The sequence below is a fragment of the Salegentibacter tibetensis genome (genome assembly GCF_020164485.1).
GTDB classification, from domain to species: Bacteria; Bacteroidota; Bacteroidia; order Flavobacteriales; family Flavobacteriaceae; genus Salegentibacter; species Salegentibacter tibetensis.
The window spans coordinates 1-2691 of record NZ_JAIQZA010000071.1; the positions used below are offsets into that span (position 1 = coordinate 1).

At 31.7% G+C, this 2691-nt stretch carries 1 protein-coding gene; it reads left to right on the forward strand.

All coding sequences use genetic code 11. The features are described from left to right. Positions 1 to 142 precede the first annotated feature (142 nt). Entirely contained in the window at positions 143 to 1813 is a 1671-nt protein-coding gene (locus LB467_RS18445) for a P-loop NTPase family protein (protein ID WP_224475625.1), read from the forward strand. The last annotated feature ends 878 nt before the right edge of the window (positions 1814 to 2691 follow it).

Here is a 2691-nt window from a genome sequence, read left to right on the forward strand (position 1 = left end):
TGTTCTTTGATCGCTTCAATAGCTACTTTAGCCTTGAAAGAGGCACTGAATTTTCTTCTTGGTGTTTTCATTTTGACAGGGTTAATTTACAACTTAATTTCCTGTCCTATATTTGGGGAGTATTATAGTTCTACTAAGCAGGTTGATTTCAAAAAATTTAAAAGCCAAACCAGACCAAAAAGTAATTTATCTATCTCCTCTTATTGAAGATATTGCAAACTTAAGATTATCAGAAGATCAAAAAATTGAAACTCATAATATTAAATTTAACATCAAAGAACCAGAAATTTTTGAGTTTACGACTGATGCACGAAAATTTCAGTTTAATAGGTTTATTAATCAATTTTACGAATTGCATAACATTTATCAGAATAAGTTCAAATATATAATAGGTAATTCCAAGAAGAAGAATTTCATCTTTGAAAGTTCACCAGTACGAATTGAAAACACGGCAAAGGAGTTTTCAGTTTTTCTGCCTAACATTACTAACGACTCCGATATTAGCGAGGTAATTCAAGTATTAAAATCTGAAGTTCACGAAGAGTTTTATGGAATCACCTATTTAAAACATGGCTTAATTTATTTACATGGAAAATTACCCGATATAATAAAGGAGTACCTAGAAAGTAAATTTAGAGAATTGAATAGTGTAAATTTTTTAATCGCCAACACTGTTATTCTAGAAGGAATAAATTTGCCATTCGAAGTTCTCTTTATTCTAAATACATATCGTCTTCAAGGAAAAGAATTGATAAACCTAATTGGAAGAGTTAATAGATTAAATGAAATTTTTAATTCAGATGGTGTTGAATTAGAGAAACTTTTACCTCGTGTTCATTTTATTAATAATAAAAAATACGTCAACACTCATAATGGAAAAATTCAATTACTGAGAAGCAGAGTGTTTAAGGATGAAATTCAAAATCCTACTTTGAAATCCTACGATGATTCCAAACTTAGCGATCACGAAAAAGAAAAAAACTCAAAGTTAAAAGATGATGAAGAATTCTTATTTAATCCAACAACTAACGAAAAGGATAAACTGAAACAATATTTGATTGAATCTGGAATTATTCACTATTACCGAGATATTGATTCTTTTATTGAATTATTTTCTGATAAAATTATAGAGCTAAATAATAGTCAATTCTGGAACAATCTAGATATGCTAGAAAGAATAAATTATCTCTTCTTAGAAGGTTATGAAATTAGTGATTATGAATTCATAAGGCTTTCAAATGAGCCCGCTAGAAATTACTATTCTAATTATATTTATCGCTCTAGAAAACTTTCTTTTAATCAAAGAATATTAAATCAGGTGAGATATTTTGAAAGCTTGGCCAATAATCCAGATCCACAGCGGAGAAAATTATATTTTGGAGATACTTACGGAGAAGAGAGATACGATACTGCAATAGAAAATTCAAGGCCTGCATATATAAACTTAAGTCGCAAAGACAAAACTGAAAAAGTAAATTTAGCTGTTGTAAAATTAAAAATGGAAGATGACTTTATTAGTTACAAGCTAAATAAGTTTGTAATTATGTTATTTGATTATAATTTAATCTCGAAAGATGATTATAACCTGTTTATATATGGAACTTATGATGAAAAGAAAATCTCTCTCACTAAGAGTGGACTTACTATAAATCTTATTTCTAAGCTAGACAGCGATAATCAATTAAAAAATATTGATTTTGATCCATTTAATAATTTAATAGCTAATCCCGAATTTAAATCATATTTGGAGGACTTAAATGATCTTCATAGGTATGAGCTTAACAAATATATACAGTTCACCGCCGGTACATAAAAAGACTAATCGCAAAAAACGGGTATTGCTGAAAAGTATAATCTTAGAAACTTATGTTATTGATGGATGAATATTAAACCCATCATTCCTTTAAAGGGATGAACGGATGCATACTGAACACTGGAAAGATCGCTCTCTAGATAAGTATTGGATCAGCTATACGGGAGAACACTGGTGAAATAACCGGTGAGCTCACCAAAGATGACATGTGTGCAAATATTTTATCACTTTTTTTTGACCTGTTGGAAATGTGGTGTACCTAGTTTGTACCTTGAAATATGGAAACCCCAGTAAAATAAGGAAAGACGATTTCTGCATCGGAAAGTAATACAATCGTTAAATACCCGACCTGGCGGGCAGTGCAAGAAAACCCTCGTCAATTCGAGTGAATTTTTGGAGCGTTTCAGCGAGAAAAATTTGTATCGAGAATGCGAGGGAGTTCAGTGCTACAACCCTGTTCTCGATACATTTTTTGCCTCCGCTATCGCTTTAGCAAAAAACACTCGAACTGACAACTAAAGCAAATACCATTAAAACTGTATTTATTTTTGACAGAAAGAATAGAATTGAAGAGATAAAGGGATGGTATCAAGATGGCTCATTTAAGGAATATGTTGTTCAGAAGTACGACAGAGACTGGAGAGAACAGGAATTAATAAGTTATGACAGCCTTGGCCATCAAACGAATCGTATAGTGTTTGAGCATGATAAGAATGGGAACCAGACATCTTCAAAATGGTATAATTCTAATTGGATATCTCGGATCGATTTGTGCCAGTGATTTCGGTCGGTTAGTGCCAGGCATTTCGGTTCAAATTGTGCCACTTTTGGTTTTAAGTTAAGCCTATATCGGTTCGTTTTGTGCCAGTTGTTTCGGT